We start from the raw sequence: 14,115 nt of genomic DNA on the forward strand, positions 1-14,115 counted from the left end.
CCGATGCATGGCGTAACAGCCTAGACCACTATCAAGAATTCGTTATCATCGTTGCACTTGACTTGAAAATTGAGGAATTGGATTTAAAAGTTGAAAGACATAGATCAGGAATGACATTAGCGTCCCAATCGATAAGGATCCCGCTGCCACTCGCTGCCCACCATACGCAAAAATGACAGCTACAGCTCCAAAGAGTGCTAATAACACAAGTGGAGAAGAAACGGCCTGCAGCCAATCGGCCTTTAGCGCTGAATTGTAAAGCCCTTGAAAGAGGCCACTGGCTGATGACGAGGCTTCTTCCTCTGCCGTACTGGCTTTTATTAACTCCGATTGTCGAAAGGTGGCAGTTAAGAAGGCATTTGTTCTCCCAGTCTGTTTCTGTAACCGCTCAGCATACTTTTCTGCAAGATTTGAAACAGGGACGACGACTAAAAGGACGACAGGTAGGCAAGCAACCAGTACCAGACTAAGGCGAACATCAAGCAAAACCAAGGCAATTAATGATCCGATGATAGTCACCACGCCTGCAATGAACTGAGCTAGGGTGCCAGAGAAAAAAGTACGAATACTATTGGCATCATTGATTACGTGAGACGTAAGATCTCCACTTTGTTGATGATCGAGGAAGGACATGTTGGCGTGAATTAAAGTATTAGTGAGGCGCTCACGCAGGGTTTCAACTTGTCTTTCTCCTGATTTAGCCATCAGATAGTCTCCAAGCACGACGAATCCAGTTTGAAACAGGAATGCAGCTAACAGAATACTGGCGTTGAAAAAAAGTTGGGGCTTTGGACCATCAATCAGTCGCCTGAGTAACAGGGGAATGCTCACACCAACTAGACTGGAAAACACTGTAACGGCTGCTGCAGTGATTACTAATAGATCGATTCTTAAGACTTTATTCATGGGACCTGCTTCTTTCCAAGGGCCGTCGGGATTAAATGACCCATCTATAGTTCCCCAATCAGGGATAGAACGTGAGAGACAGAAGTTTGATGGCTACTATAACTTTGATTCTATTTGAAGTTCATTAGTTAACTCGCGCAGTTGAAGATTAGGCAAGATAAATTTAACAAGGAACAGAAACAGAGCAGCATCGGTCAGCTGATCTTTAAAGATCAGCTCATAACAGATTGCGAGTAAGATATAGTATCCGCTTTTTAAGGAAGCCATTTTTCGTAAAGCGTTGGAATCACGTAGGTTTGCCTCCTTTTTACAAATATGAGTGTATGATAATTCCAGCGGCTTCGGCTCGGATTGTACAGTTATCCGACAATTTGTGAGGAGGATTCGACGTGACACATGGACAATTAATCAAACAGCTAAGAAGGGAACGCGGATTAACACAGTCAGAGCTTTGTGAGGGCCTTTGTAGTCGGACTACATTAGCAACATTTGAGACGCGTGGTGTAAGGATAAACTTTGAACTTATGCAGCAACTCTTAAATCGACTTAATGTCACATTGAATGAATATGACTTCTTGTATCGAAAAGGAGTGCTGGATCAGAAACACGAATTAGGAAAACTTCTAGAACTAAACGACAATAAACAGGAGGCCAAAAAGGCAACTCGCTTGCTTTACGCTTACTTCATTGATACAAAAGATCAATACTACTATTGCCTGTTTGCGGAGCGAGAACTGCTGAACAGTATCTATTTTGATGGCCCGTACCAAACTACAGTTGAAGAAATAGCAACTAATCTTCATCAATACCTAGACCGTGTTCCCACATGGGGACGATTTGAAATTGGCATCTTTTCATCCTGCATGTTCGTATTTTCTACAGAATACATACTTGCTGTACAAAAAAATGTAATTCCACGCGCAGCCGCCTTTCAGGAAGACGTCTATCTCTCTACAGATATTGAAGTTCTAGTCCTGGACGGGATTGCTTTGGCTATCAATCGTGATAGTTTAGACCTGTTCCAAGCCTTCTCCGATCAGCTAAATATCCTCAGTCAAAGACAGCTGGTGGCATCTGAGATTAAAATTCTAAGTCTGGTAATCGATAGCTGGCGCTTGAAGGACCAAGATTCACTAACAGACAGGCTTAGGATGATGAAAGAACTTGGCTTTCCAAAATTTGCCGCCCAGTGCGAGGAATTTTTCGATAAGCATCCAGCCAGTTGACAGTCACGACGCAAAATAAGCATGCTGAGCGATATCGGTAATATCTGCCTGCATGCTGTCTCTTCTTTTTGATTTTCGATTGCGGTCAAAGCCCAATGCTATGGCCAAGAAGTACCCAGTGGTTACAAAGCACAAATGAAGTATACGGGCGGTGTAAACTATTTCATAACAAAAGAATCCCACTAGGACATATTCTGGGCTGTCGCTCAGCCTAAAGAACCCTAGTGGGGTTTAAAGAGTTTACCCTGCATCGTTCAGCTATCCGCAGTTAGCTCGTTATACGCCTAGCGTTTGGAATACATTGGGACTAATGGTCAAGATTTCAATCAAGCGACGCGCAGGTGCAACCGGGACCGTCCTACCAGCTTCACACGCTTTAACAGCTCTAGGAGATGCGGCTAGCTTACGCTCAAGATCTCGCTGTGAGACGTTTAAATTCTTCCGATTTCTTTGATCTCCTCTGCGTTGTACTCCGACGGTCTAGCAATGTTGACCGAATGAAAAGTCATCCGCAAAACATCACCCTTGTCATAGCACTTCACTGTGCAAGACGCGTTGTTTTATGTTGCGCCATCATTCAGAATGCCCCCAGCAGAAGGGCCACCCCCATGCCGGCGAACACAAGCCCGATGAAGAAGCTGTAGGCCAGCCCGAACGGCGAAAAGGTCGCGGCGTTCGGGTCCGTGCGCCGCGTCAGCGTGTGCCGAAACCGGAAGCTCAGATAAACTTGCCAGGCGCCCAGTAAAATCAGCGCGATGCCTGCGATAGTTTCCCACATGATCATCACTCCCTTGCCCGTGGTGCAAATTTAAAACTGCATGAAGAACGTCGCAATGCCGATCCCCACAAACATGACGCCTAGGTAAAAGCTGTCCGCCAGCGCCAGCAGCGAAAACGAGGAGGTCGACGCATCCCCGTGCTTCGTGACATGATGACCATAGCGCTTGCTAATGTAAATCTGCCAGATCCCCAGCAGGACGAACAGCACCCCAACAATTCTTTCCCACATGTTACTTCCTCCTTCTAACGACCCAAGCATAGTGCTTTTTAGAGCCGTTAAATCAGTCCTTAGTCGCAATTTTGCCCAGGCCTAGGGCGGAGGAAAGCCGGCTTATTTTACCGGCTCAACAACGCCAAAACAGGCCCGCACAGCGTACTGCGAGCCTGTTTGGAAATCTTTTCAACTGCTACCGGTTCATCGCCCCGGCGTGGTTCATCAGCGCCTTCACCTCGGCGTCGGTGTTCAGATTGATGTCGCCTTGGATCGTCAGCTTGAGGACCGAAGCCGCGAGTGCGTAATTGATCAGCGGCTCGCCGGTCAGACCTTGCCGCATCGCGTGCAGCAGCCCGGCACCGAACGCATCCCCGGAGCCGACGCCTTCCATCACGTGGAGATGGTGGGTAACGGCGCGGCTGAGCGTCCCATCCTGCAGCAGCAGCGCGGTCCAGTCCGAGTCCTCAACCGAGCGAATGTCGCGGAGAATCGAGCCGACGGTGTGGATATTTGGATACTGGCGCTGGACCTCGCGCATCGCCGCCTCAAAGTTGGCCACTTGCTCGATGCCGCGAGTCTCGTCGCCGTCGAAGGCTTTGATCCCCAGCGTTGCCTCGAAGTCCTCGTCGTGAGCTAAGACCACCGACACATGCGGCAGCAAGGTCTTCATCGTCGCCTGCGCCTGCTTTGGCGTCCACATTTTACCCCGGTAGTTGGTGTCCAGCACCACGGTGATGCCTTGCGCCTCGCAGTACTCACAGGCTGCTTGAAGGGCGCTGGCCATCGCCGGCGACAGCGCCGCCGTGATACCGGAAAAGTAGAACGTGTCGACGTCTTCAAACAGCTTCGGCCAGTCGAACTCTTTCGCCTGTGCCAAGGCAAAACTGCTGCCGGCGCGGTCGTACACCACGCTGGTCGTACGCACGCTGGCCCCTTTTTCAAAGTAGTAAATCCCCAGGCGCGGGCCGCCGCGCAGGATGCGCGTGGTGTCGACCCCATAGCCGCGCAACGTATACAACGCCGCGTCACCCAGCGGGTTTTGGGGCAGCTTGGTCAAAAAGGCCGCGTCCTCGCCCAGCAGTGCCAGGCTGGCGGCGACATTAGCCTCGGCGCCGCCGTAATTGGCCTCAAAGCTGGTGGTCTGGATGATTCGCTCGTTGACCGGCGGCTTCAGGCGCAGCATGATCTCACCCATTGTCAGAACTTTTGTCATGATGATCCTCCTTGATTGCAAAAACCGGTGCAGGCGCAATCACGCCGCACCGGTTTTCCTCATTGTGCGTCCTGACCGATGACCGCAAGCTCGGTCAGCGCCGGGAAAAACTCGGTGCCAAGCGCGCGCTTCAAGTCGGTGAGCCGGACCCAAGTGACCGTCTTTGCCTCAAACGAGTACGATTGCGGTGCGGCCGTTTTGGCCATCTTCAGCGGCAACTGGCTGCCGTCAGAGAACATGGCGGTCCCGGCCGTCCAGTACGTATCGTGCGGATAGTCCGCCCGCAGCGTCAGGATCAGCGTGTCGATCCTGACCGGCCGGCCGAAGTCGACGGTCAGCTCGGCGTCCTCGCGCTGGTCGATGCCCCATGACTGGAACGGAAAGTTGCCATGCGACTCGTTAGCCACGTAGCCATCGATCGCATTGCGGGCAAAGAACACGTACTCGCCGCGCGTCTCGGCGTTGGCCGACGCGTGCGGAAAGGCGTGGTCGGCGCCGCGCAAGTCGTGGCTGTTGACCGCCAAGTTGCGCCGCGCGTGGATCTCATCCGCGGTGGCAAAGCGGACACTGGCATAATATCTGTGCTCGGCAAACGCACCGTCAGGGTATGGCCATTCGCGTTGGTCATTAAACGGGATTGAGTAACGCCAAGTCTTCTCGGTGACGTAAATCAGGGCCGGGCTGAGCGCCGAATCAAGCTGCACGACCAGGTAGGCCGGCGCCTTATCAACCTCGACTTGATAGTAGTCGCCACGCTTGTACCCATGCTGAAAGACCAGGTAGGCCGCCGCACCAGGAGTCGCCGCCTGTTCAAGGTGACCGCCATTGTACAGACCAAACTTCAACGTCTGCATGCTGCCACCTACTTCAGTTCATCCATTGCGACTTGATCCATGTCATCGTAAGTCTGGTTCTCACCGCACATCGCCCAGATGAAGGCGTAGTTCGTGGTGCCAACCCCGCAGTGGATAGACCAGCTCGGGTTAACGACCGCGGATTCATTGGTCATGACCAAATGCTTGGACTGGCTTGGCTGCCCCATGAAGTGGAAGACGCGGGTGTCTGGCGTTGGGAATTCAATGTAGAGATAGGTTTCCATGCGGCGGGCGTGCGTGTGCGCCGGCATGGTGTTCCAAGAAGAGCCCGGCTCCAAAACGGTGTAACCCATTTGCAGCTGGCAGGTGTCCATTTGGCTGGCGTCAATGTACTTGTAGATTGTCCGCTTGTTCATGTGTTCCTGGTCGCCGATTGGCTTCTTCAAGGCATTGGCAAACGGCAGCTTTTTGTCCGGATAGGTTTTGTGTGCCGGCGTGGAGACGGTGTAGAACTTGGCCGGATTTTGTGGGTCCTTTGACGCGAAGACCACGTGCTTGTGCCCCATGCCGACGTAGTACCCGTCGTGGGTGACCATCGGCTGCTCGTCGCCATCAATCGTGATCGTCCCTTCGCCGCCGATGTTGATCACACCGAGCTCGCGGCGCTGCAAGAAGAACTCAACGCCGAGTTCCTTGCCCAGAACGATCTCCAGCGGCTCGGTGGTTGGCGTCACCCCACCAAAAATCATGCGGTCATTGTAAGTGTACGTCAGGTTAATATCACCAGGCGTGAACAGATGCTCGACCTGGAACTGGTCACGCATCTCGTCAGTCGAGTAATGTTCAATGTCCTTGGGACTATGTGCGTAGTTTGTTTTCATTGAAAAAGCCATGGTTGATTTCTCTCCTTAGAAAAATGATTGATGTGAGCCCACAAAAAGGGCCGCGATACTGCCAGCATTCAGTTTGCACACTGCACTGGCGGATGAACTTAAGCGCGAATTTCCTTGAGCTTAGCAGCATACTGTTTTGCGGTCGCCGTGACGCCGGCAAAGTCGCCAGTCTTAGCCGCTGCGGTCAGGTTGGAGCCTGCCCCGACAACGGTGACGCCGGCCTTGAACCAGTCGGCCATGTTGTCCAGCGAAACGCCGCCGGTCGGCATGATCGACGCGTTCGGGAACGGAGCCAGCACCGCCTTGACCATGCCCGGTCCAGCCACGGAACCAGGGAACAACTTGACCAGGTCGACACCGCTTTCCAGTGCGTGCTGGATCTCGGTCGGGGTCAGGCAACCTGGGGTGTAAGGAATCGAGTACAGATTGCAGACCTTAGCTACTTCTGGGTTGAAGCTGGGACTGACGATAAACTCCGCGCCGTCGATGATCGCGATGCGCGCAGTGACCGCGTCCAGTACGGTGCCGGCGCCGATGATCACTTGATCATCATCGGCGTACTTTTCGGTCAGCTCGGTGATGGCCTGATCGGCATGCGGCACGGTAAAGGTCAGCTCGATGCCGGTGACGCCACCGGCGATGACTGCATCGGCCAACTTGACGGCTTTCGCTGCACTGTCCTCACGGATGACGGCAATCACGCCGGCTTCCTTGATGCGATTCAACAACTCCACTTTTTTCATTGAGATCCTCCTATACGACGGCTCGCGTCGCCGTTTTGATAAACTGCGTTAATCCCGCCTGATCCGGGTAGCCGTCGTTATCGCTGGGCGACTGAACACCCAGCGCCCCGATGGCGTTGCCGCGCTCAGTGGCCGCCGCCCAGTCCAGCCCTTCTAGCCGCCCAGTCAGCACGCCCAGCGCAAAGCCGTCGCCGGCGCCCACCGTATCGACGACGCGGTCAGCGACAAACCCCGGGACAGTGCCATGCGCGCCTTCACGCGTCTGAAAATAGGCGCCACGGCTGCCGAGTTTAATGACCACGACTTGGGTGCGCGAGCTTTGGTCAAAGTAAAACTGCGCGATGGCCGCCGGCGTTTGCGCGCCTGTCAGCGTGCGGCCTTCCTTGAGCCCCGGCAGCACCAGCGTGGCCTCCTGGGCCAGGCGGTTGAGTGTTTGCCGCATCACGGCCTCATCCGGCCACAGCGCCGGCCGCAGGTTCGGGTCGAAGCTGATCGGCACGTTGGCCTGGTGCAACCGAGTGATCAGTGCCTTTAACGTTTGGCGACTGGTGGCAGAAACGCCGGCATATATGCCAGTCAGATGCGCAAAACGCGTGGCCGTCAGATCCAGCGCTGGCAACTGAGCCGCGGTGAGGTTCGCGGCGGCCGAATCCTGCCGCATGTAAAACGTGGCCGGGTCGCCGACTGACGTTTTTTGCTTGAACATCACACCGGTCCAGTGCGCAGAGTCGACGGCGATATGATCAGTCTCGATGCCTCGCGACGCCAGTGCCTGTGTGATGAACTCGCCATTGGGCCCGGCACCGACTGCAGTCAGGTAATCCACTGAATGGCCAAGCCGGGTGGCGCCCACGGCCACATTAACCTCAGCACCGGCCAGGTACTTATGAAAATGGGTGGCCTGCGCCAGGCTTTGGTCTTCGTCTTCTGAGGCGAACAGCACTAGCGGCTCGCCGATCGTGACGATTTCTGCCATTTTGTCACCTCGCGAACGGAAAAATTAACGAACCAGGTAGCCGCCGTCAACTGGGATGATCGCCCCGTTGATGTAGCTGGAAGCATCACTGGCCAGGAACACGGCGATGCCCATCAGTTCGTAAGGCTCTGCCCAGTGGCCAGCCGGGATCCGGTCGAGGATCTCCTTGTTACGATCTTTGTCGGCGCGGATCGGCGCGGTGTTTTCCGTCTTGATGTAGCCAGGGGCAATCGCGTTGACGGTGATGTTGTAGACGCCCAGCTCAGAGGCAAAGGCCTTGGTCAGACCGGCGACCCCGTGCTTGGAGGCAGTATAGGAAGGAATGAACTTCCCGCCTTGGAACGACAGCATCGAGCCGATGTTGATGATCTTGCCGTACTTCTGCTTGGCGAAGACCTTCGCGGCGGCCAGACTCATGTGGTAAACGGCACTGAGGTTGATCGCGATGACCTGGTCCCAGTCCTTATCCTTGGATTCGAGCAGCGGGTTGCGGCGGATCATCCCAGCGTTGTTGACCAGAATGTCGATGTGGCCCATTTTTTCAACGGCCTCGGCAACGACCTGCTCGGCCACACCAGCCTTCGTCAGGTCGACGTCAGCGAACTCGACTTTGCGGCCGCGCTTTTCGATCAGGCGGCGGGTGTTGTCCCATTCTGCTGTCCCGAACGTCGGGATAAAGATGTCGGCGCCGGCTTCCGCCATGGCCACCGCGTAACCCTGGCCCAGCCCGGTGTTGCCGCCGGTGATGACGGCCACCTTGCCGCTCAAATCGAACTTGCTCATCTTAAACTGGTCAAGTTCGGCCTCGTGCTTCTTGATTTCTTCTTCTGTCTGATGGATCTCTGCCATTAAACTCAGCTCCTATCGTTTTAGTGTGAAAATATCGTTTCTTTATAGGAAACTCTATTTCCAAAAACAATCAACACCGTCAATATACGGCATCGCGGCTGATTTTGCAAGCGATTACCCTCCGCCACCGCAAAAAAATAGCAAGGCCGCAGCCTCGCTGATAAAATGCTGATGGTTAAAGCGCCGCCTCAATCGCGTGCTGTGTGTTGAGCATCAGGCGCACAAACTCCGTCCGCCGCTCCTTGGGCAGCCGGTACTTCGGTGTCGAAATTGAGAAAGCGCCATACAGCTGGTGGTTCTTGTGAATGGTGGCGCCCAGGCAGAAGACCTCGGACTCGTTTTCCTCGTTATCGATGCTGACGCCGGTTTGCTGGATCTGCTTGAGATCCGCTTGCAGCTTGGTCTGGCTGGTAATGGTGTACGGCGTCAGCGGCGTTAGCTTGGTCGCGTCAAAATACTTTCGCAGCTGACTTTGCGTGTACGTGGCCAGCACCGCCTTGCCCATCGCAGACGAGTACAGGTTCATGGTCCCGCCGATGATGGATTGGAGCTTGATCGAGGTGGGGCTTTCCAGCTTTTCGATCAGCACGATCTTCGAGTCGCGCAGCACGCCGAGGTTGATAGTCTCCCCAGTCTCGTCGCGCAGTTTTTGCAAAAACGGCCGCGCCGCCCCAGCGATATCAAAGCTGGCTATGGCTTTTTGCGCATACGCGATCATCTGCGTGCCAATGTAGTAGCGCTTGGTTTGGTCGTCGCGGCGGACCATCCCCAGCTGGTTCATCGTGGTGAGAATCTTCTGCGCGGTCGGCTTGGCCATCCCCAGCCCGGCGCTGATTTGCGCCAGTGATGGCGCGTCCTGCGTGTGCAACAAGTAGTCAAGAATCTCGTTGGCTTTAATTAAAACCGTTCCGTATGGTTTCCCAGTGTTTGATTCAGTCATCTGGGTTGCCCCCTCTGGTGTTTATTATTTGGAAACTACGAGTATTCTATACACATTTTAAAAAATTAACAAGTCTCCTTGCCGGCCATCACGCGCTCAGTTGGACTACCAGCTTGGCAAAACAATGGTCTTTCCTCAGCCGAGGAGGCTGACAAAAGGCCATTGATCAATCCTTTGAGTGTTTAATGTTTCAAAAAGTCCTCCCGAATGGGCGTGAAAGAATCCAGCAACTGACTGTCATCTTCCAGCGGAATGCAGCCGTGATAAAGATTGGCCGGAAAATAGATGCCGTCACCGGCCTTGACCACTTGAATGTCGTCATGATCCGGATACTTAATGACGAACTTGAAGGCGCCCTTCAATACGTATGTCGTTTGCACATGCGGATGGTTATGGACCGGAATCTCAGAATCAGAATCAAGCCCTTTTTTGAAAAAAATTCGCGCGTTCATTAACTGGTCCCCATACGCTAGGACTTGGCGCGAGGAGTTCTCGTCAATTTGATCAATGGGTAAGTTTACTTGCTTGAAGAACATGACTAACCGCCTTCCATTGGCTGACCTTAGGCTTTGCGTCCACAATCAGCTAGACATGGGTTCATTATAGCCGAACGTGTCGACAGCCTAATAGCGAAACTGCCAGCTGGTCTTCAGTTGGTAAGGACTGCCTGGCATGAGCGTGATGCCAGACCAATCCTGGCCGCTCGGCGGGGCAACTTGCGCCTCGAGCGTCACCCCACTGTGCCGCTTAAGATGGCTGGCGACCCCGGTTTCTTCGTCCCAGTGATTACCCGTATAGACGACCACAGCTGGCGCAGAGGTTGTCATGTCAACTGACCTGCCACTGTCCCCAGTTAACGTTGCCGCCTTATCATTTTTGAGCAAAAACGGATGATCGAACCCTGCGCCTCCTAAGACCTGTGGCATAACATCACCTAGTCTTTGCCCCTGCCGAAAATCAAACGGGGTCCCCGCCACTGGTTGCCAACCGCTCATGGGCAGATGGTTTTCAGCCAACGGTCCGTAATAGTCGCTGGCCAGCTGCAGCGTGGTCTGATCAACCGTGGAGCCTTGGCCATCCAAGGCAAAGTACACATGATTCGTCGCATTGAAAAGCGTCATCTGATCGGTCTCAGCGGTCAATTCGTATTGCAGCCGGTCCTGATCGTCTAGGGTGTATGTCACGGTCACCTTCAAGTTACCTGGAAACTGGTTATGCCCGGCAAAGTCAACCAGGGTAAACGTGACCTGATCGGCTTGCGATTTTTCGCGATAGGCGACGTTCCACGCCTGCATGTCGATGCCATCCGGTCCGCCATGAATCGTATTATCGCCTTCATTAGCCGGCAGTTCGAGTGATTTCTCGCCCTGATGCGGCCAATTGTGCCGCCCAGCAAATTTCGTTCCTTACTGTAGTCCTCTGGTGACGCCAACGTCAGGATCACATCGGTCTTTGTGTCGCCGTCTGGAACCATTACGCGCTCAAGCGTTGCCCCATAATTCAACACCTTAACCACCATCCCGTTGCGATTAGTCATCGTCAGCTCGTACAGCGGTTCTCCTTTAAACACACCGTACCGCCTCATCACGACTGTCATGTCTTCTCTCCTCCTATCTTTTTTGTCATTATCCTATTCTGTGCGGCTTTATTAGATTACGAATGGCAACTAAAGCCGCCCAGCATCGCTAGACGGCCTCAGTAACTAATCTTCAGCTTGCAGCAAACCCGCCGTGATCGGCCACGTTGCCACGTAAACATCGTGATAGAGCTTGTAGTACCGGTTGTACCGCGCCACTTGTGCCGGATTCGGCACATAAGTCGCCGCTTCCTTCACGAACTGCTTGGCACAGTCCTCAAAGCTGGCAAACCAGCCAAGTCCGACTGCGGCAATCATCGCAGCCCCAATACCGGGGCCTTGGTTGTTGGCCAGACTAACAATCTTGAGATTCAGAATATCCGCCTGGATCTGCAGCCAAAGTGGGCTCTGCGCCCCGCCGCCGATCGTAATCGCCGACTTAAAGGTGCGCCCGCTGTCTTGGTAGATTGCGAGCACATCACGAAACGAGAACGTGATGCCTTCGATTACCGCCCGGACAAAATCCGCGCGGGTCTGCCGGCTGTCGATTCCGATAAAACTGCCACGAATTTTGGCATCGGCGTACGGCGTGCGTTCGCCGACCAGGTACGGGGTGAATAACAGTCCGTTAGCGCCTGGCTGCGACGCCGCTGCACTGTCCACTAAAGTACTGAAATCCTCGTCTGGCGCGAAGGTCTTCTTGAACCAGTTCAGGCTGTGCCCGGCTGCCAGCGTGACGCCCATCGAGTAGTGCTGCCCTGGCACGACATGGTCAAAATAATGCAGCTTGCCGTTGTAAGTCGTTTTGGCGTCAGGTTCATAGGTCAAGACGACCCCGGAAGTCCCAATGCTGAGCAGCAACTGCTCCGGGTGCAAGACCCCGGCACCGACTGCCCCGCACGCATTATCGGCCCCGCCGCCAAAGACTTTAACGGTCTTCGGCAGGCCGACTGCTGCGGCGAACTCTGGATCGAGCGTACCAACGCAGTCAGTGGCCTCAATCAGCGGTGGGCAGAGGCTCGCCGGAATGTTGAAAGTTGCGAGGATGGCCGGCGACCAGCGCCGCTTTTCCTCATCCAACATCACCGTTCCTGCGGCATCCGAGTAATCCATTCCAACCGTCCCGGTCATGCGGTAGCGCACATAATCTTTGGGTAACAAGAACATCTTGGCCGCGGCAAAGTTGTCCGGCTCATGCTTTTGGACCCACAGGAGCTTGGGCAGTGTGAACCCTTCCAGCGCCCGGTTGCGCGTGATCTCAATAAATCGCTGACCCATCGTCTGGTTGATCTGGTTGACCTCAGCGGTCGTGCGCGTGTCATTCCACAAAATAGCTGGGCGCAGTGGCCGCATGGCGGACGAAAGTAGGACCAACCCGTGCATTTGACCGGAAAAGCTCAGTCCCGCTACTTGGCTAAGATCAGCTTCGGGCTTTTTCCCCAGGGCGATGATGGCAGCTTTCACCCCGCGGATCCAGTCCTCGGGATCCTGCTCACTGTAACCAGGTTTAGGCTGCTGCAACGGGTAATCTTCGCTCGCCGTCGCCAAGGTTGTCCCGGTTTCATCCACCAGCAGGACCTTGACTGCGCTGGTGCCCAAATCAACTCCAATTACGGTTGCCATGGTGTTCCTCCGTTACTTCAGCGTCTCAATGATGTAGTGGTTCAGCGTGTCTTCAAGTTCTTCCCAGCGGCCGGATTTGGTGGCTGCGCGCAGCTCACTTTGCGGCTTGTCAATCACATACTTGTTCAGCGAATTGAAGTCTTCCTTGCCCGCTTCGATTGAAGCGCCAATACCGGAATCGTAGCTGCTGTAGCGATCGGTGATGAAGTCTTCAAAGACCTTATCCTGCTTCAGCTTCAGTGCCACCTTCAGCCCGGCAGCATAAGTGTCCATGCCCACAATGTGGGAGTAGAACATGTCTTCTGGGGTGAAGGAAGACCGCCGCGGCTTGGCATCGAAGTTCAAACCGCCCTTGTTCAAACCGCCGTTTTCAACGACTTCGTACATTGCCATGGTGGATTCGTACAGGTTGGTCGGGAACTGATCCAGATCCCAGCCGATCAGCTTGTCGCCCTGGTTGGCATCCAGGGAGCCGAGCAGCCCAGCGGAGCGTGCCACGCGGATCTCGTGCTGGTAGGTGTGGCCAGCCAAGTTGGCGTGGTTGCCTTCCAGGTTCAGCTTGTACGTGCCGTCCAGGCCGTATTCCTTCATGAAGGCGATGGTGGTGGCCGCATCAAAGTCGTACTGGTGCATCATCGGTTCTTTCGGCTTTGGCTCGAGCAGCAGCTGGCCCGTGAAGCCGATCGACCTCGCGTAGTCCGCCGCCATGTTAAAGAACTGGCCCAGGTGATCCTGCTCGCGCTTCATGTCCGTGTTCAGCAGGGATTCGTAGCCTTCACGGCCGCCCCAGAACACGTAGTTCTCAGAGCCGACCTTCTTGGCGGTATCCAGGCCTTCCTTGACCTGGGCTGCGGCAAAGGCAAAAATGTCAGCAAACGGACTGGACGCCGCGCCGGCAACGAACCGGGGGTTGGTGAACATGTTAGCGGTGTTCCACAGCACCTTCATGTGAGACGTCTTTTGGTAGTCCACAAACATGTCAGTGATTTCTTCGATGTTCTTGTTGGTTTCACGCAGCGTGTCGCCTTCCGGGGCGATGTCACGGTCGTGGAAGCAGAAGAAGTCAACGCCCAGTTTGTCATAGAATTCAAAGGCCGCATCCACGCGCGCCTTCGCCAGGTCCATGCCAGTCAAGCCGTCCCAAGGGCGAATCGCGGTGCCGTCGCCGAAGATATCGTCAAGCTTTTGGCCGAAGGTGTGCCAGTACGCAACGGAGAAGCGCAGCCAGTCGCGCATCTTCTTGCCGCCGACCACTTCGTCTGGGTTGTAATACTGGAACCCCATCTTTGACTTAAGTGAAGTTGGCCCAATATAACTGATTTTTGAGACATCAGGAAAATATTCCTGTTTTGCCATGTTAA

14 protein-coding genes and 1 pseudogene are annotated in these 14,115 nt (G+C 54.4%); 1 reads left to right on the forward strand and 14 read right to left on the reverse strand.

All coding sequences use genetic code 11. The annotated features are described in order from the left end of the window. Positions 1 to 45: 45 nt before the first annotated feature. Complete coding sequence (locus JUF21_RS01800) at positions 46 to 906, reverse strand: ABC transporter transmembrane domain-containing protein (RefSeq protein WP_203662770.1); 861 nt, start codon at positions 904 to 906, stop codon at positions 46 to 48. 389 nt (positions 907 to 1,295) lie between these two features. Here JUF21_RS01800 and JUF21_RS01805 point away from each other — a divergent pair, with 389 nt between their 5' ends. Continuing rightward, positions 1,296 to 2,132, forward strand: coding sequence for an Rgg/GadR/MutR family transcriptional regulator (locus JUF21_RS01805; RefSeq protein WP_203662772.1), 837 nt, complete (start codon positions 1,296 to 1,298; stop codon positions 2,130 to 2,132). 577 nt (positions 2,133 to 2,709) lie between these two features. On the opposite strand, the gene JUF21_RS01810 is transcribed toward JUF21_RS01805, so the two are convergent. The 13 genes and pseudogenes from JUF21_RS01810 to xylA all read right to left on the reverse strand — a co-directional run bounded on the left by JUF21_RS01810 (position 2,710) and on the right by xylA (position 14,110). Continuing rightward, a complete protein-coding gene (locus JUF21_RS01810) occupies positions 2,710 to 2,910 on the reverse strand; it encodes a hypothetical protein (RefSeq protein ID WP_203662775.1) in 201 nt (66 codons plus the stop codon). Positions 2,911 to 2,940: 30 nt separating this feature from the next. Then, positions 2,941 to 3,141 (reverse strand): hypothetical protein, encoded by a 201-nt coding sequence (locus tag JUF21_RS01815; RefSeq protein ID WP_203662777.1) that lies wholly within the window; start codon positions 3,139 to 3,141, stop codon positions 2,941 to 2,943. Positions 3,142 to 3,319: 178 nt separating this feature from the next. Further along, positions 3,320 to 4,339, reverse strand: coding sequence for a sugar kinase (locus JUF21_RS01820; RefSeq protein WP_203662779.1), 1,020 nt, complete (start codon positions 4,337 to 4,339; stop codon positions 3,320 to 3,322). Between the two features lie 59 nt (positions 4,340 to 4,398). Further along, positions 4,399 to 5,193 carry a hypothetical protein gene (locus tag JUF21_RS01825; RefSeq protein WP_203662781.1) on the reverse strand — a complete coding sequence of 265 codons (795 nt, stop codon included), beginning with the start codon at positions 5,191 to 5,193 and terminating at the stop codon, positions 4,399 to 4,401. Between the two features lie 8 nt (positions 5,194 to 5,201). After that, a complete protein-coding gene (kduI, locus tag JUF21_RS01830) occupies positions 5,202 to 6,047 on the reverse strand; it encodes a 5-dehydro-4-deoxy-D-glucuronate isomerase (RefSeq protein WP_203662783.1) in 846 nt (281 codons plus the stop codon). Positions 6,048 to 6,145: 98 nt separating this feature from the next. Continuing rightward, complete coding sequence (locus tag JUF21_RS01835; RefSeq protein ID WP_203662785.1) at positions 6,146 to 6,790, reverse strand: bifunctional 4-hydroxy-2-oxoglutarate aldolase/2-dehydro-3-deoxy-phosphogluconate aldolase; 645 nt, start codon at positions 6,788 to 6,790, stop codon at positions 6,146 to 6,148. A gap of 10 nt (positions 6,791 to 6,800) precedes the next feature. After that, positions 6,801 to 7,766 (reverse strand): sugar kinase, encoded by a 966-nt coding sequence (locus JUF21_RS01840; RefSeq protein ID WP_203662787.1) that lies wholly within the window; start codon positions 7,764 to 7,766, stop codon positions 6,801 to 6,803. Between the two features lie 24 nt (positions 7,767 to 7,790). Then, positions 7,791 to 8,615, reverse strand: coding sequence for a 2-dehydro-3-deoxy-D-gluconate 5-dehydrogenase KduD (gene kduD / locus JUF21_RS01845; RefSeq protein WP_203662795.1), 825 nt, complete (start codon positions 8,613 to 8,615; stop codon positions 7,791 to 7,793). A gap of 175 nt (positions 8,616 to 8,790) precedes the next feature. Continuing rightward, complete coding sequence (locus tag JUF21_RS01850; protein WP_203662797.1) at positions 8,791 to 9,555, reverse strand: IclR family transcriptional regulator; 765 nt, start codon at positions 9,553 to 9,555, stop codon at positions 8,791 to 8,793. A gap of 182 nt (positions 9,556 to 9,737) precedes the next feature. After that, entirely contained in the window at positions 9,738 to 10,007 is a 270-nt protein-coding gene (locus JUF21_RS01855; protein WP_239061419.1) for a cupin domain-containing protein, read from the reverse strand. 171 nt (positions 10,008 to 10,178) lie between these two features. Continuing rightward, positions 10,179 to 11,152 (reverse strand): annotated as a pseudogene (locus JUF21_RS01860) (aldose epimerase family protein). Positions 11,153 to 11,257: 105 nt separating this feature from the next. Continuing rightward, positions 11,258 to 12,754, reverse strand: coding sequence for a xylulokinase (xylB, locus tag JUF21_RS01865; RefSeq protein ID WP_203662801.1), 1,497 nt, complete (start codon positions 12,752 to 12,754; stop codon positions 11,258 to 11,260). 12 nt (positions 12,755 to 12,766) lie between these two features. After that, positions 12,767 to 14,110 (reverse strand): xylose isomerase, encoded by a 1,344-nt coding sequence (xylA, locus tag JUF21_RS01870; RefSeq protein WP_203662803.1) that lies wholly within the window; start codon positions 14,108 to 14,110, stop codon positions 12,767 to 12,769. Positions 14,111 to 14,115 lie beyond the last annotated feature (5 nt).

The organism is Lacticaseibacillus sp. 53-4 (assembly GCF_016861805.1).
Lineage (GTDB): Bacteria > Bacillota > Bacilli > Lactobacillales > Lactobacillaceae > Lacticaseibacillus.

Coding starts and splice junctions, on each gene's coding strand:
- JUF21_RS01840 (WP_203662787.1), bottom strand. CDS start 7,766: ATGGCAGAAATCGTCACGATCGGCGAGCCGCTAGTGCTGTTCGCCTCA.
- kduI (WP_203662783.1), bottom strand. CDS start 6,047: ATGGCTTTTTCAATGAAAACAAACTACGCACATAGTCCCAAGGACATT.
- JUF21_RS01850 (WP_203662797.1), bottom strand. CDS start 9,555: ATGACTGAATCAAACACTGGGAAACCATACGGAACGGTTTTAATTAAA.
- JUF21_RS01800 (WP_203662770.1), bottom strand. CDS start 906: ATGAATAAAGTCTTAAGAATCGATCTATTAGTAATCACTGCAGCAGCC.
- JUF21_RS01835 (WP_203662785.1), bottom strand. CDS start 6,790: ATGAAAAAAGTGGAGTTGTTGAATCGCATCAAGGAAGCCGGCGTGATT.
- JUF21_RS01815 (WP_203662777.1), bottom strand. CDS start 3,141: ATGTGGGAAAGAATTGTTGGGGTGCTGTTCGTCCTGCTGGGGATCTGG.
- xylB (WP_203662801.1), bottom strand. CDS start 12,754: ATGGCAACCGTAATTGGAGTTGATTTGGGCACCAGCGCAGTCAAGGTC.
- JUF21_RS01855 (WP_239061419.1), bottom strand. CDS start 10,007: ATGAACGCGCGAATTTTTTTCAAAAAAGGGCTTGATTCTGATTCTGAG.
- xylA (WP_203662803.1), bottom strand. CDS start 14,110: ATGGCAAAACAGGAATATTTTCCTGATGTCTCAAAAATCAGTTATATT.
- JUF21_RS01810 (WP_203662775.1), bottom strand. CDS start 2,910: ATGTGGGAAACTATCGCAGGCATCGCGCTGATTTTACTGGGCGCCTGG.
- JUF21_RS01825 (WP_203662781.1), bottom strand. CDS start 5,193: ATGCAGACGTTGAAGTTTGGTCTGTACAATGGCGGTCACCTTGAACAG.
- JUF21_RS01820 (WP_203662779.1), bottom strand. CDS start 4,339: ATGACAAAAGTTCTGACAATGGGTGAGATCATGCTGCGCCTGAAGCCG.
- kduD (WP_203662795.1), bottom strand. CDS start 8,615: ATGGCAGAGATCCATCAGACAGAAGAAGAAATCAAGAAGCACGAGGCC.